The 16122-nt window shown below is 35.1% G+C and carries 14 protein-coding genes; 4 read left to right on the top strand and 10 right to left on the bottom strand.

The window, feature by feature from the left end:
- Positions 1-189: 189 nt before the first annotated feature.
- Together PSA_RS15225 and PSA_RS15220 are read left to right on the top strand one after the other, a co-directional pair.
- Positions 190-1209, top strand: coding sequence for a serine hydrolase (locus tag PSA_RS15225; protein ID WP_042142584.1), 1020 nt, complete (start codon positions 190-192; stop codon positions 1207-1209).
- 108 nt (positions 1210-1317) lie between these two features.
- Positions 1318-1527: a hypothetical protein gene (locus PSA_RS15220; protein ID WP_042142582.1), complete on the top strand. Its 210-nt coding sequence runs from the start codon at positions 1318-1320 to the stop codon at positions 1525-1527.
- Between the two features lie 79 nt (positions 1528-1606).
- Here PSA_RS15220 and PSA_RS15215 read toward each other — a convergent pair whose 3' ends face one another.
- From PSA_RS15215 to PSA_RS15170, 10 genes are all read right to left on the bottom strand, one after another.
- A complete protein-coding gene (locus PSA_RS15215) occupies positions 1607-3070 on the bottom strand; it encodes a DUF3526 domain-containing protein (RefSeq protein ID WP_042142579.1) in 1464 nt (487 codons plus the stop codon).
- Positions 3067-4452 (bottom strand): DUF3526 domain-containing protein, encoded by a 1386-nt coding sequence (locus PSA_RS15210; protein ID WP_042142578.1) that lies wholly within the window; start codon positions 4450-4452, stop codon positions 3067-3069. The genes PSA_RS15215 and PSA_RS15210 overlap by 4 nt, the downstream gene beginning before the upstream one ends.
- Positions 4446-5180: an ABC transporter ATP-binding protein gene (locus PSA_RS15205; protein WP_082305743.1), complete on the bottom strand. Its 735-nt coding sequence runs from the start codon at positions 5178-5180 to the stop codon at positions 4446-4448. The genes PSA_RS15210 and PSA_RS15205 overlap by 7 nt, the downstream gene beginning before the upstream one ends.
- A gap of 781 nt (positions 5181-5961) precedes the next feature.
- Positions 5962-6666, bottom strand: a complete 705-nt coding sequence (locus tag PSA_RS15200; protein WP_231665269.1) for an ABC transporter substrate-binding protein — start codon at positions 6664-6666, stop codon at positions 5962-5964.
- A 528-nt stretch (positions 6667-7194) separates the two neighbouring features.
- Positions 7195-7512 (bottom strand): DUF4144 family protein, encoded by a 318-nt coding sequence (locus PSA_RS15195; protein WP_042142604.1) that lies wholly within the window; start codon positions 7510-7512, stop codon positions 7195-7197.
- 99 nt (positions 7513-7611) lie between these two features.
- The gene (locus PSA_RS15190; protein ID WP_042142576.1) at positions 7612-9450 is read right to left on the bottom strand and encodes a methyl-accepting chemotaxis protein; all 1839 of its coding nucleotides are present in this window, start codon (positions 9448-9450) and stop codon (positions 7612-7614) included.
- A gap of 179 nt (positions 9451-9629) precedes the next feature.
- Positions 9630-10910, bottom strand: coding sequence for a glutamate-1-semialdehyde 2,1-aminomutase (gene hemL, locus PSA_RS15185; RefSeq protein ID WP_042142574.1), 1281 nt, complete (start codon positions 10908-10910; stop codon positions 9630-9632).
- A gap of 57 nt (positions 10911-10967) precedes the next feature.
- Positions 10968-11984: an aspartate carbamoyltransferase gene (locus PSA_RS15180; protein ID WP_042142572.1), complete on the bottom strand. Its 1017-nt coding sequence runs from the start codon at positions 11982-11984 to the stop codon at positions 10968-10970.
- 133 nt (positions 11985-12117) lie between these two features.
- A complete protein-coding gene (locus tag PSA_RS15175) occupies positions 12118-12552 on the bottom strand; it encodes a CopD family protein (protein WP_042142570.1) in 435 nt (144 codons plus the stop codon).
- A gap of 31 nt (positions 12553-12583) precedes the next feature.
- Entirely contained in the window at positions 12584-14287 is a 1704-nt protein-coding gene (locus PSA_RS15170) for a chloride channel protein (protein ID WP_042142601.1), read from the bottom strand.
- 201 nt (positions 14288-14488) lie between these two features.
- Between PSA_RS15170 and erpA the strand changes: the two genes are divergently transcribed.
- Positions 14489-14827: an iron-sulfur cluster insertion protein ErpA gene (gene erpA, locus PSA_RS15165; RefSeq protein WP_042142567.1), complete on the top strand. Its 339-nt coding sequence runs from the start codon at positions 14489-14491 to the stop codon at positions 14825-14827.
- Between the two features lie 168 nt (positions 14828-14995).
- Entirely contained in the window at positions 14996-16114 is a 1119-nt protein-coding gene (locus tag PSA_RS15160; protein ID WP_042142565.1) for an efflux RND transporter periplasmic adaptor subunit, read from the top strand.
- Positions 16115-16122: the final 8 nt, after the last annotated feature.

The following is a 16122-nucleotide window of genomic DNA, read 5'->3' as shown; positions in this document are numbered from 1 at the left end:
TCGTTGTCCCATCTTCTTTTAAGGGAGCAACCATTAATACAAAGATGCGCCTAGATCATGATTTGCTCAGCAGTCCTGAAACTCGCATCTTGAAGTGGCTTGGGTATACATATATTAATCAATAGTTGACATATCAAGATTACAGATGTAATTTAAATTACATCTGTAATCTATGCTGTTGCTGTCTATATGAATTATTTAAAATCGTTATCTTTATCAATGTTATTAGTGTGTTTTTTCGCCAAAGGTGAAGATATTAATGATAAAACTTTACAGTGTTATGCTGAACCGTCAGAGCCAGGTATTGCGATACTAGTAAGTAAACAGGGTAAGGTCATTTATAAACATGCATTAGGCTTAGCTGATGTATCAAAAACAACCTCCATAACAACTGATTCTATATTTCAAATAGGTTCAATTACCAAGCAATTTACAGCCGCTGCTATTTTGTTATTAGAGCAACAAAATAAGCTCTCACTGAGTGATACTTTGAGTGACTTTCTCCCATATTACTCAAAAGCAGGAAAGAAAATCACTTTAGGGCAAATGTTGAGTCATACTTCAGGGCTGCCTAATTACTTAGGAAACTCAGAAACCATGTTAAAAGCCAAAAAATATGCTCACATCGATATGATATTAACGCAACTATCGAAAGATCCGCTTATTGCTGAGCCGGGTGAGCAATATGCTTATTCCAATACTGCGTATGTATTTTTAGGAAAAGTCATTGAGCAAGTATCGGGTCTGAGCTATGCCCAATTTATGCAGCAAAACATTTTTAATCCACTGAATCTTAAAAATACTTTTGTAATAACTACAACAGAGTCAGATCCAAAAATAGTAAAAGGCTATGAAAAAAATAAAGATGGCCAAATAATTGATTTAATGCCGGTCGACCGAAGTTGGATTGCTGCTGCAGGTGCGATTGCTTCAAATTTAGGTGATATGCATAAATGGCATTTAAGTTTAATAAATGGTGATCTTATCAATGCACAAAATTTTAAAAAAATGATAACCCCCTTTAAGTTAAACTCAGGAGAAGCTATAAATTACGGGTTAGGATTTGATATTTACTCAATTAACCATAAAAAAAGTATCAGCCATCAAGGCTCAGTGCCGGGTTTCTTTAGTTTTTCTGCATATTTTCCGGAACAAAATGTATATGGTATCGCCCTTAGTAATAGCAATACGCATCCAGGTCCTGCTTGATTACATATACTGAGTAAAGGCTTAAAAACTTTACCTGACAAAGTAAGCGTTATTAACCCATTAGATATAAATAGACTTGTTGGGCAATATGATATAGGTGATGGAGAAGTGAGAACCATTAGTTTTGAAAACAATCAGTTGTTCTCTCAAAAACAAGGTAAAGAAAAATATCCATTAGTTTTAAGAGAAAATAACGCGTTTTCTTTTGAGTGCGATTCTGATTATTTTCAATTGATTACAACTGGTGAAGGTAAAGTGGGATTACAAAGGAGGTCTTTGTATTTTGGTAAAGGGAATATTTCATTTAAGCTACTTTAATAAAGTATGTTTATATCAATAAAGTTACTTATATTGGGATTATATTAATTTTAAATATAATCCCTAATACATTCTTTTCTTAAACTAACACCCCCGATTGTTGCGGTTGGGCAATGCGAACTATCTGTTTTTGGCTATAGAGCCATATGCTCAGTGATAAAATAAACAATGCTAAAATACTCCATAGATTGATAGTTTGAGTTTTAAACTTGCTATCAAATTGAGGTACTGTGCTTAAATCTTTTAGTGTGGCATTGGCGCTACAACCAGAGCATGGAGAAAAATCATTATTTTCATTTGCTTTAGCTATTTCACGACTAAAAAATACTTGTAGTTCGCTGTGGTGACGCTCAACATTTTTCATAAAAGCGTGATGTCTTAAAAGATCGTTTCCTGCTAATGAGACAAGTTGTGCTTGAACTAGGGTCGCTGGCGATAAAAACTTAAAGTTATCGGCAAAAGTTTGTTGAGTATTTTTAGCCTGTTCGAACACTTGATCTAAATGCGCCATGGATTTTTCTATCGCATTAATTGATGCAATTTTCTTTAATGCAAAGTCTGCAGGTTTGTTTTGATTGGCCAATTCAGGATGATCTTGAAAAAACGCAGCAAGGGTTTTTTCTGATGCTTTTTTTGCTTCGTCGGCGCTGTGGCGCAGCTCATCTAAATAATGCAAACGAGAAGGCGTTGGGTAAAGTTGATTGATGCTGGTATTTATTGCAGCAGGGAGCACGATAACTAGCATAAGCCAAATAGTCATGAGTTTAGCTGCATTGTTAGCAACAGTCTTACCTTTACTAATAACCCAAACACTGATCGCCAGCCAAAATACGGTATAGCTAATTACAATCAGTATATAGCTTACAATTTGAGATAAGCTGATACCTATTTGCTGTGTCACTAAAAGAAAAATACTTATAATTAGAAAGGGCCCAACCACTAAGCTAGCTCTTAGTAAAATTTGCATATTAATAAGGGTTTTAATATTTGCGCCTTGTAACAGCATTAAACGTAATTGACCTTGTTGTCTTTCTTGAGAAAGCGCGTTAAAGCACACTGCAATAATTAACAAGGGTAGAATATAAATAATGACAAAGCTTAAATCAAACTGACCGAGCATGAGTTTTAATGGATGCTGGTAATCATATTGGTGAATAATATTTTGCTTTTCTTTTACTAACATTTTGAAAAAATAAGGTAAAACATCTGACTGACCTGTCGCGATAGGTGAAGTAGGTAAGGGCGGTTTACTCGCGTAGTTAACCATTAGGTAAAATGCTTGCCCGCGTAAGTCGTATTGATCTTGCCACCATTTTATATCTTTGGTTTTCAGCAGGCGCTCTTCTAATCCCTCAGCAGCTTTGTTTAGCGCCATTGCTTGTTCTATTTTTGCTTGCTGTATGACTTGATGTTGCTGTTGACTATGATTAAAACCACTAAAAAATGCGATAGTTGCACATGCACAGCTAATAACGACAACCCAAGTAATGAGTTTTTCGCGCCATAGGTTTTTAAGTTCGGTAGAGAGTAACAGGTTAATCATCTTTGTTCCTCACGTTTTATTTTTTTAAGAGTGAAAGCACACAACACTGTTAGCGTCACTAACCAAGCTAATAAGTTTAAAAAACTAGGTATATATTGCTGGTAAAGTTGACTAAATGAAGGGCTTTGATAGTTAAATTTTGGTATTTTTTGCCATAATTCAACGCCAGCTTTATAGTGGCCAGTTGTTTTATGTGCGTTATCTCTTTGGTTAAAGTTAAGGGTTTCTTGAATTAATCGTCGTTGCTTTTCAGCTTCGGCAGAAAAGTGTAAATGATGCTTAAAATCAGTTTCAGCCAATCCCATAGAAAGAGTTTGTAATGCGATAAATGGGCTTAAAATACCAAGTTGTTGGTAAGTGTCTGATTGAGACTGGAGTTGGTTATTACGCTCAGAAAATAATAAATCAAATTTTTTGTCAGCATATTGTTCACCAAATTGAAGCTGTGCTCCTCCCCAATTAAAGGGAAGTTGGTCGGTTGTACTCACTTTATACTGCGCTAATGTTTGTTGCTTAAATTTAGCGATTGCTTGTTCACGTTCTGGTGTATACACATCGCTTTTTAATCGTGATTCGAATGCTTGGCTAGATATCACAGGATTAGCTATTGTAGCGTAATACATTGCTAATTTAGGGAGTAACAAACTGGTAAATACCCAAAGACTTAATAAAATTATGAGAGCTTTTCTGGCACTGTTTGCTAATGATGAAATTGCGACTGTAAGTAAACACCAAATAAAGACATATATAAGATAAACGCCTAAAAATAAACCGGCTCTTAAGTGTATGGTATTAAATATTAATATGCTGATCGCTACAGGAATAAGTAAAGCACTTGCAATAGTAAATAACATCAATGTTTTGGTAAAAAATAGCCGTGCTGGACTGACACCCATAGCTAATAATTGTTTTAATGTACCTTGTTCTCGCTCTGTGGCAACTAAACCAAAACCGATTAATACCACAAGTAAAGGTAGCAATACTTGTAGCACAAAAGCGGGTGAAAGCTGACCAAATCGCGCAATAGATAATGTATCTTGTATTGGTCTAAACAAAGCGTTATTGCGGGTATGTGCTTCAAGTCTAATCACATTACCTTGATAGTCTTGTAGTCCTGAATCTAAAAGTGACAATGATGATGCAGGCTTCATTACATATGTACCATAATGGGCAGCAGAATGAGGACCTTTATCGCCTTGATTTAGCCAGCGTGCTCGCTCTGATTCAGAGACAGCTTGTTGATCTGCCACATATTGACTATGACTTTGCCAGCTAGATAAACAGGCAACTAACAATAATAATGCCGCGATTCCCAGTAACCAAGTTAGTTGACCTTGTCGCTTGGTATCAACCCACTCTTTTTTAAGTGCAAGTGTTAGCATGTAACAGCTCCCTTTATATGTTCAAGGTATACCGTTTCAAGTTGTACTTGCTTAATTTGTTCAAAACCTAAAGTATCGACTAATTGACCTTGATTTATGATAGCAACACGATGGGCATCTTCTTGGGCTCTAAAAAGATCATGTGTAGCCATTAAAATAGCAACGCCTTGAGAGGCCAGTTTTTTTAATAAATGGCTAAACTCATGGCTAGCTGAAGGATCAAGCCCAGAAGTCGGCTCATCTAAAATAAGCGCTTGAGCATTTTTAGAGAGTGCGATGGCAATGCCTACTTTTTGTCGCATGCCTTTTGAGTAACCAGCCACTTGTTTTGTGAATGCATGTTCAGGTAAACCAACAAATTTGAGCCGTTCTTTAAATTCTAATTCTGTTTTTTCAATTTGTGCCATTTTGCTAAAATAAATCAGGTTTTCTATACCTGTGAGTCGGGGATATAGTGCAACTTGTTCCGGTATATAGGCTATTTTTTTTCGGGCGGTAATAACATCTTGCTGCGGATCAATACCTGCAATACTAATCTCACCACTATCTGGTTTTAAAAAACCTAATAAACAATTTATAGTTGTGGTTTTTCCTGCGCCATTAGGCCCAAGTAAAGCAAGTATTTCGCCTTTGTTGACGTTAAGTGAAAGCCCATTTAGTGCTTGATAATCACCAAATTGCTTTTTTAAATTATTGATGGTGATCACCACATCAGATTGTTTTGCCATCATTTTTTCCTTGTTAATTAAATATTGTTCAATTAGCCCCTAGATACGACTCAATCTATGCTTTGTATGGAGCAGATAAATCGATAAATGGTTTTATAGTAGGTCGTTTTGTGACAGGTATTGTAACGTCTTAGTGAAATAATTTTGATATGTTATATTATAGCTATTATTTTTTGTAGATATTAATATTCTTTTATTCCGAACGCGTTAATTTTTGTTGGTGAGAAGCTGGTTATACAATGGCATTTGAAAATATAAGTTACATGTAATCAATGACTTAATTAAAGAACTGATCATTGATTTATTACGTATATATCTGAGGTGATTTATAAATTGGTTTAAGCTTTAACGGCTAGAAATATAGCTTGATATTATGCTTAGCAACTTATTGATAGACAAAGCGCTGTTTTGAGTAAAGCGATTAATGCTATTTTTAATAAGGGACTTGTTTTGTTTTTGGTACTAAGAAAATAACCTCATTGAGCCAGAAAAGACTCGAGATCTGTTTATGTGTTGTAACAGTTTTTGATTTGCGCGTGATCTTTTACGTTTTGCTGCAAGCAACAAAGTACAGACATTACAACTATTTGATGTATTGTTGCTTACTTTTTTAGTGCACCCTTTTTGATTGCAAGTTTGTTTTTCCATTGGTGTAAATTGCTCTTTAATAATTTATTATGTCGTCATTATTAAAGATATTTCTTAGGATAAATTATTTAAATTACCAGCGGTATAACTCGATGCTAAGCGGTCATTATCAGTTATAAACCTATTGATAAGCTTATTTAAAAATGCCTTGTTGGTATGCGGTTGTTACTTTGTTGATTATTTCTGCATGGCTTAAATTGATTTTATTGAGCTTACTAAAGCCAAAATACGTTTTTTTATTTCTAAGTTCCTCTAAGGTAATGGGAGATACTTTTAAGTCTGAGTTGTTTATTTCTTTAGTTAGGGCCGTTAGCGTGACTGGAGTTATCATTATGAGGTCTATTCGATCTTTTAGTAATAATGAAAAACCAATCCGTGAACTTTGTATTGAAATTTTCTTTAATGAGTTATCGTTATCAAATCGAGGGAAATATAACGTACCTCTCTCAACACCAATAATTTTTCCTTTTAAGTCATTATATGTATTAATTGAAATTCCTTTTTTTGAAACCACTTTCATTGTATCTGCAGATTTAAAAGGTGCATAAAAAGCAAACTTACTTCTTTCATCTGTTGGGTTCAGGCCTGCTACTACATCAACTTCTCCTTTTTTTAGCATCACAATGCATCTTGCAAAATTGGGTGAACGTTGAAATTTTAAATGTCTTTTTAATACATTACTTAGTTTCTCTAATGCTGAAATATGAATGCCGTGTGGTTTATCACTTAGGTATTGGTAAGGGGGATGTTCATCAATACAGGCAACTAAATCTTCATCATGTGCATGTATAAGTGATGTCCATAAAAAACATAAAAAAAGCAAAGCAGATTTTTTCATCATTCAGAAACCTAAATTGTATTATTTAGCAGTAAGTTTACACTATATTGAGCCATTTATTTTTTAGCTTATGATTTCCAAATTGGCTTTGTATTAAAATTTGCATTTTTATATAAAAAGAAAAAACATTTAATTACTTTAATGTAGCACTTTAAACTTGCGGTTTTTAGCTGTTTTAGAAAATAAATCTAAGTCACTTAACTAGCTTGAAATTTTTCGAGTAATTGATAAATAAAGTGAATGATAGGTATGTTTGTATTAGTTTTTAATTGCTATTTATCTTTTTATTGAAAAATGGATATATGGTTAATAGCCCTTTTTTATATGAATTAAAGCTATCGTAAGATGTTTATAGTTACGAATAAACTATTTTTAAATGTTGAGCTGTTTTGTAGGCAGGGATTTGCTTCAAAAGATGTAAACACTAGAGTGAATCAGGAGAAATTACCGATAATCCGCTTAGTTTTTAAAGAGAGTGCGATAAGGTTTAATTTCTTTAGATATTCATGTGTAAACTCAGTGGCATAACTATAAAGCTAATGAATTGATTGCATCGGTTACGGTTTTAAATTGAATTTTAGTCAAACACAATTCTGCTTTTGAAAACTCATGGGCTTGAATTAACTCAGTCAGTGTTTGCAAAGATACAGGCAAGCCAATTTTTAAAAAAGTAAACTCATTGGTATTAGTTTGGCGTACTTGATAGGTTTGACCTGTTGAGTCGATTAAGTAGTCTTCGTCATGACAAATTAATGATTCAAATTCACTAGATAAATCAGCTTTAGAGCTGAGGTATATTAACTCATCATCGCCATATAATTTGAATATAGTAGGATACTTAATCATATGACTCTCTTTACGGCTCATATTTTAAAAAGATCCCCTTTATAAACACTATGGGGATGACAAACTAAATCACTTATAAGACACTGGTAAAGGCTTAGCTTATTTAAAGTAGTCCATTTTATCTTGAAGTTCAGCCGACATTTTAGCTAAATGAGTTGATTCTTGCTCTGTGGTTTGTGCTGAACTTAAAGTATCTTCAGCTAATAGGCCTATTTCAATCGAGCAGTTAAGTGCTTGCTCAGTTGAATGGGTTTGATTACTTGAAAGTTGCACGATATCGGCACTGAAACTATCAATATTTAACATACCTTGCTCAGCTTGATTAAGTATTTCACGGGTTTGATTTGCAGCTGAAACACCTTGCTCCATTTTTTCAACACTTGATTGCATTTTACTTTGAGTATCATTTGAAGCGGTTTGTAATGAACTAATGATTGAATGAATTTCTTCTGTTTGCTGTTGTGTGCGTTTTGCTAATGTTCTAACTTCATCGGCTACAACAGCAAAACCTCGACCTTGTTCGCCTGCTCGGGCGGCTTCAATAGCGGCATTAAGTGCCAGTAAGTTTGTTTGTTCGGCTATGCCGCTTATCGCTAAGCTTACTTTACTAATGTTTTGCGTATCTTCAGCGAGTTTATCTAAAGCTATTTTACTGAGTTCAAATTCACCTTGTAAATCTGCCATATGGTTTGCCAAAGAAATTGTATTTAGTGTGCCTTGTTTTACATGTGAGCCTGCGTTTTGAGCTAAGTTTACGGCCTCTTGCGCTTTAGACTCTACTTCGTGAGCTGAAGCTGTCATATCACTGAGCAGTGCATTAATATCGGCTGTTTTATTTTGTTGCTGTGATACATCTATGCGTGTTTTTTCACTTACTTGGGCTAAATCTTGGGTTGCATTACCTAACTCTGAAGACGTTTCTTTTGCTTGGTCTACTAACTCTGAAAACTTAACCAACATTTTGTTATATAGCAGTGCTATTTGCGATAATTCATCATTACCTGTTAATTGGGCTATGGCTTTTAAATCGCCTTGTGCTGCATGATTTACTGCTTTTGAAAAACTTTTAATTGTGCCTACAACTGAAAAGTAAAACCCTAGCATTAAATAGAAAGCCAGCATTAAGCTTAAAATGGAAGCAAATAATACTAATCTGTTAATCCACTGCTCTGTAGCGAGTTTATTTTCTAGCTGAGCTATTAAAACAGGTAACAGGTGGTTAATGAGTTGGCTTAGGTTATTTAAGGTACTTTTTTGTGCTTGGTTAAATTGTGATGAAGCAATATTTATTTCATCAGGCTCTAATATTTTGGCATCAATGAGCTTTTTAAGTTCTATAATCACATCTTGTGTCGCAGTGATTTTACTTTCTAATATCGCTTTTATGTCGCTGTTGTATTGCGTAGCTACTTGTACTTTTTGAACCAATTCTGATGCAGCAAATGGCAGCGATTTATTTGCATTTGATAAGGCTATATAGGTATCTGGTGTAAAGCTTCCAGCATTAATCACTGTGCTTGCTTGTTCTGATGCTAAACGGGTTTGCTCAATGAGTTTTGGCAAAGATTCCACTAAAGCACGATTTAAATAAGTACTTGATAAATTATCTATAATGGCTAATGAAGATTGAATTGAAATAGACTCAAGCACTTTACTAGCAGAGTCACTGTTGGTTTGGTAACCCGCTTTATTTGCGATTATTTTTGCTTGAGATTCGTTTTTATCAATGATGGTATTGAGCACTTGTGGATAAATTTTTAAACCCATAAGTTCTTGTTGTGTAATATCTATTGAAGCAGCCAATTTTGAATTTAGAAAAAATAAGCTCAAGCTTAACGGTAATAATAAAATACCAAAAACTAAAGTAATTTTTTTAGAATACTTTAGTTGCTCCATTAACTTTGTAGCTGGTCTGGCGAACTTCCTTAAGCCTGTCATATTATCTTCTTCTAATTAGCTAGTATTCACATATTAAATACAGTAGAACAGTATTGTGATGATTTTAGTTCAAAAAAATGAAGAATAAAGGAAATAGTGCGTAAACTTGGTTAATTACAATAAAAAACGCCGAGTTATCACTCGGCGTTTTTGAAATTATCAAACGTTTTTAATCAGACTTATAATTTAGCAAAAACGCGTGCAGCCGCTTCAATTGTAAGCTTTATTTCTTCATCGCCATGCTCTGTGCATACAAAACCTGTTTCGTATGCAGATGGCGCTAAGTACACACCTTCTTCTAGCATTAGGTGGAAGAAACGTTTAAAGCGCTCAGCATCACATTTAGTTGCTTGCTCATAGGTTGTAATTGTTTTCTCTTCAGTGAAGAAAAAACCAAACATACCGCCAGCATAGTTAGTTGTTAAAGGAATGCCTGCTTTATCAGCTTCTTGTTGAAAGCCTTCACATAATCGAATACTTTTTGCTTCTAAATCAGCATGTAAGCCTGGTTTAGAGATAAGCTCTAATGACTTAAGGCCTGCAGCCATAGCAATAGGGTTACCTGAAAGCGTACCAGCTTGATAAACTGGACCTACAGGTGCAATGAAGTCCATGATTTCTTTTTTGCCGCCAAATGCGCCAACTGGCATACCGCCGCCAATTACTTTACCTAAAGTTGTTAAATCTGGAGTGATATTGTAATAAGCCTGTGCGCAGCCTAATGCAACACGAAAACCTGTCATTACTTCATCAAAAATAAGTACTGATTTGTATTCATCACATACAGAGCGTAAACCTTCTAAAAAGCCTTCAACTGGTGGAATACAGTTCATGTTACCAGCAACTGGCTCAACAATAATACAGGCGATTTCATCTGCGTATTTTACAAAGATATCTTTTACTTCATCTAAGTTATTAAATGAGACTGTTAAAGTATGTTTTGCGAAATCTTCTGGAATACCTGGAGAATTAGGTACACCCATAGTTAACGCGCCAGAACCTGCTTTAACTAATAAAGAGTCAGCATGACCGTGGTAACAGCCTTCAAACTTAAGTATTTTGTCACGACCAGTAAAACCACGGGCTAAACGTATCGCACTCATAGTTGCTTCAGTACCAGAACTTACCATACGTACTTTTTCAATTGATGGTACTAGCTCTTTTACTTTCTCAGCCATTAAAATTTCAGTTTCGGTTGGTGCGCCATAGCTTAGGCCATGTTCAACAGCATCTAAAACAGCTTGTTTAATTTCTGGGTGATTATGGCCTAAAATCATAGGACCCCAAGAACCAACATAATCTATGTATTCTTTACCATCGGCATCTTTCATACGCGCGCCTTGCGCTCGCTTAATAAATAAAGGTGTACCGCCTACGCCATTAAATGCACGTACTGGTGAATTTACGCCACCAGGAATAGAGTCTTGCGCTCTTTGAAATAAGTCTTGGCTAGTTGTCATGAAAATGCCTTAATAATGTGTTTTTAATATGTTTGTATTAGTAATTTCAAATGGTTATTAGCTGTTTTTCTTTGCGCTATACCAAGGAACTTCCGTTTCGTATTTATCAACTAGGTTTTCAACACCTAAAGTTAATGCAAATAGTGCCATTCTGGCGATTACACCATTTTGTACTTGACGGAAAATTGCTAAGTTATCGTTGTTATTTAAATCGTTATCTAATTCGTTTGCATCACCTCGGCTATCACGCGGTAATGGATGCATAAGTACTGAGTTTTTATTACAGTGTGCATCGTAAATAGCTTGGCTTATTTTGAACCCACCACGATATTTATTCGCTTCTTCTTGAGAAGGAAAACGCTCTTCTTGAATACGTGTTTGGTAAACAATATCTGCAGCTAAATTACCTTCCATTTGGTTTACTAATTCAATTTGATGACCTGAATTTGTTACTGCATCTAAAACATAGTCAGGCATTTGTAAGCCGTCTGGAGAAACCATAGTGAATTTCACACCTTTATAGTGACATAAAAGTTTAGATAAAGAGTGAACAGTACGGCCATATTTTAAATCACCTACAAGGGCGATATGCATGCCATCAATGTTACGATCAAAGCGGTTTAGCTCTTTTTCAATAGTTAATAAATCTAATAACGCTTGAGTAGGGTGCTCGTTTGGTCCATCACCACCATTAATTACTGGTACTGTTGAACCTGTTGCAAATTCGGCAACTGAATTAGCGTCTGGGTGACGCATTGCAACTGCATCTGCATATGATGAAATAACACGTGCTGTATCGTAAAGTGATTCACCTTTGGCTAGTGCTGAGCTTTGCATGCCTGTGGTTTCGCGAACTAATCCGCCTAATAAATTAAAGGCGGTACCAAAACTTACACGAGTACGTGTACTTGGCTCAAAAAACAAGTTAGCTAAAACTGCACCTTCAAGCACTTTTGTACGTTTTTGTTTTTTAGCGTAAGGTTCCATTTTTTTTGCAACAGCAAAAATAGCCTCAATACTATCCCTATTTAATTGATTAACCGAAAGAATATGTTCGCCTTGAAAGTTCAGCATGTGTTCAATCCTATATAGTATGTTGGCAGTAAATTTGGGGAGATAATTGTTGGCTGCAGATTATACCCATGATGTCCCTAGATGACAAAGCATCTCGCGGTATCTTATGTATAATTTGCAGCTTAAAAGCAGTTTAAAAAAGCGGTTTTATTACCGCTAAAAAGATAATCGCTAATAATACTAAAACAGGTAGTTCATTTATTACTCGGTAAAATTTATCACTGCGTTTATTTCTGTCATGTTTAAAGTCAGCTAAAAGCTTAAAGCAGTAACCGTGATATATGTACAAAGCGATAACTAATATGAGTTTGTAATGTAACCACATGCTGACCTTAAACCATTCTCGGCCATATTCAAAAATCATTAATACGCCAAAAACCAAAGTTAATACTGCAAATGGCGTAACAAAGTATAATAACTTACGCTCCATCGTTTTAAGCATTTCTTGGCTATCTTTATTATCTGTCATTGCGTGATTTACAAATAATCGTGGTAAATAAAAAATGCCAGCAAACCAGGCAACCATAAAAAATATGTGCAGCGATTTGTATATTAAAAGTGTTGTCATTACTTGCCTTTATAACGGTTAAATTGACGGTTTAAACTAAACTATTTCTTATCGTTAGTATTTGATGAATATGATCCCAGCGTATCAGCCCCATGATTTGTTCATTGTCTAATTGGTTATAGATATAAACTGAGCTACTACGTTTATCTTTTAAAATATCAAATACATCAGCAAGGGTACATTGGCTGCTGAGTCCTTCCAATTCTACATATTGTATTGGAATGGCATTATCTGACATTAAACTTAAATCATATTCGGCTAATCGGTAGCCATTTTCTTCATCAAATACAATTAATGGTGCTTGATTTTCTGGATCTGAAGTTACGGCATTAAGCGTTGCGTTAATTTGATCTTTATCATCTGAATATAATAATTTGAAATTTTCGTCCATTTCAGCCATTACACCAATTTTTTGCAATGCTTCTACGGCAGGAGAAATTTGATACGGCAATCCTTGAAAGTCTAACTGTTGTAAAAATATAGAGCGATTGCCAAAAAATTGTAAGGCACTTACATAAGCTGTGGTGATCACTACCATAGCGGGCACCGTTATATGTGAGCTTGAGGTCATTTCCATTACAGCAACCAAAGCTGCCAATGGTGCATGTAATGTAGCTGCAAACAAACCCGCCATACCTAATACTGCATAGGTACCCACAACATAATCATCAGGGCTCAGATAACTGCCAAAATACGACATTAAAGTGCCAATCAATACACCTAAACCAAATACTGAGCCAATTATGCCGCCAGGAATACCTAAGCCTAAAACAAATAGTGTAGCGATAAGCTTGGCAATTAAAATTGTCATTAATAATTGTAAGTTTTCTGCGGAGATAACAGATAAATGAATGGCACTCATACCTGAGCCCATAGCTTGAGGCACTAAAAATGAAATAAGCCCCATAATCGTTCCTGCTAATAATAAGCGCGGAAACATGCTAATGCGTCTAAAAACTTTGATAACGTACATTAAGTTTCGATTAAATGCATAGGCAATTGCGCCTAATGTTAATCCGCAGATAATTAAATAAGGATAATGCCAAATAGGTAAGGGTGTTACATTAATAAGTGATAATTCATAGGTGTTGCCAAAAACGAACTGTGTTGTCACAGCGCCAGTCACTGCAGCTAAGATAATTGGTACAAAAATATGAATTTTATATTCTCTTAGCACTACTTCCATTACAAAGATAACCGCAGCTAAAGGAGTATTGAACGAAGCAGAAATACCTGCTGCAACGCCACAACCTACTAAGGTGCGCATTGAGTTATAGGGCAAATGAAGTTTAGAGCCAATAAAGCTGGCTCCTGCGGCACCTATGTGAATAGAAGGCCCTTCTCTACCTACGGTAAAACCACTTATAAGGGCAATTGCACCGCCTAAAAATTGGTTTAATGTACTATTAATCGGGATGTTGCCGTAATTTTGTTTTATGCGATGGATAATAAATGGCACGCCTAAACGATAATGTTTATAGCGAGAAATCATGGCGATGGCATAAATAAGTAAAGCACCAATAACTGGGATAAATAGTCTATATAATTCGGGAAGTTCAGTGTAGTTATCGGATTCAGGTAAAAAAATGGCTTGCACGCCAATGATAAGTAATCTGAATATAATGATTAAGATAGCTGCAAATAAGCCAGCAACGATACCTAGCAGACACAGTTGAGCCGACGTTTTAGGTTTGGATAAACTTTTTCTGAGCGCTTCAAGCGATGTATGTGTCAACTCAAACAAAGAGATACCTATAAAATATGAGTACCAAAAAAGTAATTGCAGTTTATCAGAAGCTTAGTGAATTTTCATAAAAATAAGCGCTAAAATTAGATTAATTTAGCTTTGTCTATCCTGTGTATTTTTTAGTAAATACTTGATTAAAACAGTCAGGTATTAGATAATCGAGCTATATAAATTTATTTAAGTAGAAGTATGTCTGAGCAATTACCGATACAATTTACGGATAATGCAGCAAACAAAGTTAAGCAGCTAATCGAGGAGGAAGAGAATCCAGAACTTAAACTTCGTGTTTATGTTACGGGCGGAGGCTGTTCAGGGTTTCAATATGGTTTTACTTTTGATGAAAAAACCAACCCAGGTGATATGACTATTGAAAAAAATGGCGTAACGTTAGTGGTAGACCCTATGAGTATTCAATACTTAGTTGATGGCACTGTTGATTACACTGAAGGACTTGAAGGTTCTCGCTTTTTTGTAAATAATCCAAACGCAACAGCAACGTGTGGCTGTGGTTCATCATTTAGTGTTTAATAAATAAACTAAATATTATTAGTAAGTTAAAAAAGCCGCATCATGCGGTTTTTTTGTTTCTGTTATCTGGAATGTAAAGCTTGTTTACATCTTATTACTTACTTTGCCTGCAAAAACTTCGTATGATTGAGAGATAATAATTATTAGCATTAACCTTGGAGAGAAAGGATGCATACATTTCAGCGCATTCGTCAATTGTTAGATGAAAAACCGTTCATCATCGCATTAAGTATTAGTATTGGTATTATACTTTGGATGTTATCTGGACCCTCCAATGCACAAGACCCCAAAAACACTTCAAATAAAACAACAGATCAGCAAGCACCTTTAGCAAAAGTGAAAGTAGAAACACTAAAAGCCCAAGATATTTTTAAAACCCTTACATTATACGGAAAATCTGAACCTGATAAAATCTCCACTATCAGTGCGAGAGAAGAAGGTGAAGTAAAAGATATTTATGTTAAAGAGGGTCAATTTGTTGAAAAAGGCACTGTCATTTTATCTCTTGATCAATCTGACTTGAACGAAAGAATAGTCTCTGCAAAATCATTATTAGTTCAAAGAAAATTAGAGTATCAAGGCTTTGTTAAGTTAAAGCAAAAAGGCTTACAAGACGAAGTGAAACTGTCTCGTAGTAAAGCACAGCTAGAACAAGCAAAATCAGACCTTTCAAGTTTAAAATTGAGTTTATCTCGTAGCCAAATTAAAGCACCATTTAGCGGTGTAATTAATCAAAGACTTGTTGAAATTGGTAGCTATGTTGGTCGTGGTGACCCAATCTTAGAATTAGCTGATTTAGACCCATTAGTTGTGCGTGCTGATGTTACCCAGTCTGAAATTTTTGGATTAACCCTAGAGCAGGAAGTAAAAGCAACCTTAGTTAATAAAGAAACTTATTCTGGAAATATTAGATATATTGCATCAGTTGCAGATGACAATACTAATACTTTCAAAATTGAAGCTAAATTTTCAAACCCAGATATGAAGTTTAGAGCCGGTTTTTCAACGCAATTAGATATTGATTTTGAAGCCGTAAAAGCCATTCATATTAGCCCTGCATTTATGGCATTAGACCCTAAAGGTAGCATAGGCGTTAAAACATTAAATGATAAAAATGAAGTTGTGTTTTCCCCAATTAATATAGTGAAATCTACTTCAGAAGGTATTTGGATGTCAGGCTTAGGTGAAGAAGTTAAAGTAATCACCTTAGGCCAAGGTTTTGTAAGAATAGGTGATGTTGTTGAACCTGTTTTTTCAACTGATGATTCAATTAAAAAACAAGACTAAGGCCGAAT

The sequence above is a fragment of the Pseudoalteromonas sp. '520P1 No. 423' genome, from assembly GCF_001269985.1.
In the GTDB taxonomy this organism is placed as follows: Bacteria; Pseudomonadota; Gammaproteobacteria; order Enterobacterales; family Alteromonadaceae; genus Pseudoalteromonas.
The sequence above is the reverse complement of the archived record's forward strand: the minus strand, read 5'-3'. Positions and strand labels throughout refer to the sequence as shown.